Source organism: Streptomyces sp. NPDC050625 (genome assembly GCF_040654755.1).
Classification (GTDB): Bacteria; Actinomycetota; Actinomycetes; order Streptomycetales; family Streptomycetaceae; genus Streptomyces.
Genome location: NZ_JBFAIQ010000104.1, coordinates 1 through 2,924, shown reverse-complemented (window position 1 = coordinate 2,924; position 2,924 = coordinate 1). Strand labels below are relative to the sequence as shown.

1 protein-coding gene is annotated in these 2,924 nt (G+C 72.2%); it reads right to left on the bottom strand.

Features of this window, described 5'->3' with window-relative positions; all coding sequences use genetic code 11:
- The coding region (locus tag AB0I54_RS48010) for an acyltransferase domain-containing protein (RefSeq protein ID WP_363302733.1) at positions 1-2,924 on the bottom strand (2,924 nt) is incomplete at both ends.

Sequence of the window (2,924 nt, the reverse complement as noted above, 5' to 3'; positions counted from 1 at the left end):
CCCGGTGGCCTTCGCCAGGCGCGGTACGAACACTTTCCCGGCGCGGACCGCGACCTGCGGCTCACCGGACGCGAGTACGGCGGGCAGCACGCGAACCGCCTCGTCGGTGTCCTCTGCCTCCACCAGCACGATCCGGTCCGGGTTCTCCGACTGCGCGGACCGCACCAGCCCCCACACCGCGGCATGAGCCAGATCACCCGGACGCGTCACCAACGCCAAACGCCCCGCACGATCCTCCGCCAACCACCACTGCACCAACGCCAGAACCTCACCCGCGATGCCATGCACACGGTCGGCGGTCTCCCTACCGGACCCCACCGGGCACGGAACGACCGTGACCACCGCGACATCGGGAAGGACCGGCTCGGCGGACAGGGCGGCCAGGTCCGCATAGCTCCGTATGGCGAGCCCGGCGACAGCGTCAGCCTCCGTGAGGGCCGCCGGCTGCCATGCGAGGCCGAACAGCGAGTCGTCGGCACGCCTGCCGGAGCCGCCCGCCGCGAGCAGTTGCTCACGCGACACCGGCCGCAGCGACAGCGAGCCGACCGTGGCCACCAGAGCGCCTGAGGTGTCGGCCGCGGTCAGCGACACGGCGTCCGTACCCGTGGGAGAGACCTTGACCCGCAGCGCTGTCGCTCCCGCTCCACGCACACTCACTTCGGACCAGGCGAAGGGCAGCAGCGGCGCGTGGACGACGGGGACGAGCCCGCCCGAGCCGATCGCGTGGAGCGCCGCGTCCAGCAACGCCGGATGAACGGCGAACGCGCCCGCCTCGATGCCCTCAGGGAGCACGACCTCAGCGAGGACGTCGTCCCCGCTGCGCCACACCGACCGCAGGCCACGGAAGACCGGGCCGTAGCCCAGGCCGAGTCCGTCCAGGCCCTCGTAGAACCCGGTCAGGTCGACGGCCTCCGCACCCACTGGCGGCCACGCGCCGAGGTCCGCGCCGTGTGGCGGCTCGGGCAGCGCGTCTGTCACAAAGCCGACCGCGTGCCGTACCCACGGCGCGTCATCCGGCGCGTCGTCCGGGGCGTCCTCAAGCCGCGAGTGCACGCTCACTGCGCGCCTGCCCGGCTCCTCCTCGGCCCCGACCCACACCTGCACCGCGACACCACCGCGCTCCGGGACGATCAACGGTGCTTCCAGCGTCAGGTCCTCGACCTGCGCACAGCCGGCCTCGTCGCCCACACGCACCGCCAGCTCCACGAGCGCGGTACCCGGCAGCAGCACGCTGTCCATGACCGTGTGGTCGGCGAGCCAGGGGTGCGTCCTGAGCGAGAGCCGCCCGGTGACCAGGAACCCACCGGCGCCGGGCAGCGCGACCGCCGCACCGGCCAACGGGTGCTCCGCCGCACCCAGTCCGAGTCCGGTGGCGGCGGCACTGCCGGTGAACTCCTCGGGCGCCTCCAGCCAGAAGCGCTCGTACTGGAAGGCGTAGGTCGGCAGGTCGACGCGCCGGGCGCCGGGGAAGAGCGCCTGCCAGTCCGCGGAGACGCCATGGGCATGCAGCTCGGCGAGCGCAGTGACGACGGCCTGCGGCTCGGGGCGGTCGGCGCGCAGGGCGGGCACGGTGACGATGTCTGTGCCGTCGTCGAAGCAGCCCTGGGCCAGGGCGCTGAGGACACCACCGGGGCCGATCTCGACAAAGGTCGTCACGCCCAGCTCGTGCAGGGTCTGGACGCCGTCGGCGAAGCGGACCGCTTCGCGGACGTGCCGGACCCAGTAGTCGGGGGTGTACGGCTCGGCGAGGCGGCCGGTGAGGTTCGAAACGACGGGAATTCGCGGCTCTTTGACGGCCAGACCGCTGACGGCCTGCGCGAACTCCTCCAGCATGGGGTCCATCAGCGGCGAGTGGAACGCGTGGCTGACCTTCAACCGGGACGTCCGACGCCCCTGTTCCCGGAAGGCCTCGCCAATGGCGACGACCACCTCCTCGGCACCGGAGACCACGACCGACCGCCGGCCGTTGATCGCCGCGATACCGACGCCTTCGGTGAGGTGCGGGAGCACCTCGTCCTCGGTGGCCTGTACGGCGACCATCGTCCCGCCGTCGGGCAGCGCCTGCATGAGGCGGGCACGCGCGGACACCAGCTTCGCCGCGTCAGCGAGCGACAGCACCCCTGCCACGTGCGCGGCCGCGATCTCGCCGACCGAGTGACCGGCCACGTAGTCCGGCCGGATGCCCCACGATTCGAGAAGCCGGAACAGGGCGACTCCGACAGCAAAGAGCGCGGGCTGCGTCGAACCCGTCTGGTCGAGCTCCTCCGAGTCGACGTGGACGGGCGCGTCCAGAAGCGCGCACACCTCGTCGTACGCCGTGGCGAACACGGGGTACGCCTCATACAGCTCACGTCCCATGCCGATCCGCTGCGAGCCCTGGCCCGAGAACAAGAAGCCGAGCTTGCCGCCGGTGCCCGGTTCACCCAGGACGACCCGGGTGGACGGGGACCCAGCGGCCAGCGCGCGGAGCCCTTCCAGAAGTTCGTCCCGGTTCTCGCCCACCACAGCGGCCCGGTGCTCCATGGCCGTGCGTGTGGTGGCGAGCGAGAAGCCGATGTCGACCGGCTGCAGGTCCGTGTCCGGTGCTGCGGCCAGGGACAGCAGGCGCTCCGCCTGCGCCCGCAGCGCCGCCGATGTCCTGCCCGACAGCACCCACGGCACGACAGCGCCGGAGCCGGGCGCGAGCGGCAACTCCGCCGACGCGGGAGCCTGCTCGACAATCACGTGGGCGTTGGTGCCGCTGATGCCGAACGACGACACGGCGGCACGACGAGGGCGGTCCGACCCAGGCCAGTCGAGGGCCTCGGTCAGCAGCCGGACATCGCCGGCCGTCCAGTCCACGTGCGGGGTCGGCTCGTCGACGTGCAGGGTCCGCGGCAGCACACCGTGCCGCATCGCCATGACCATCTTGATCACACCACCGA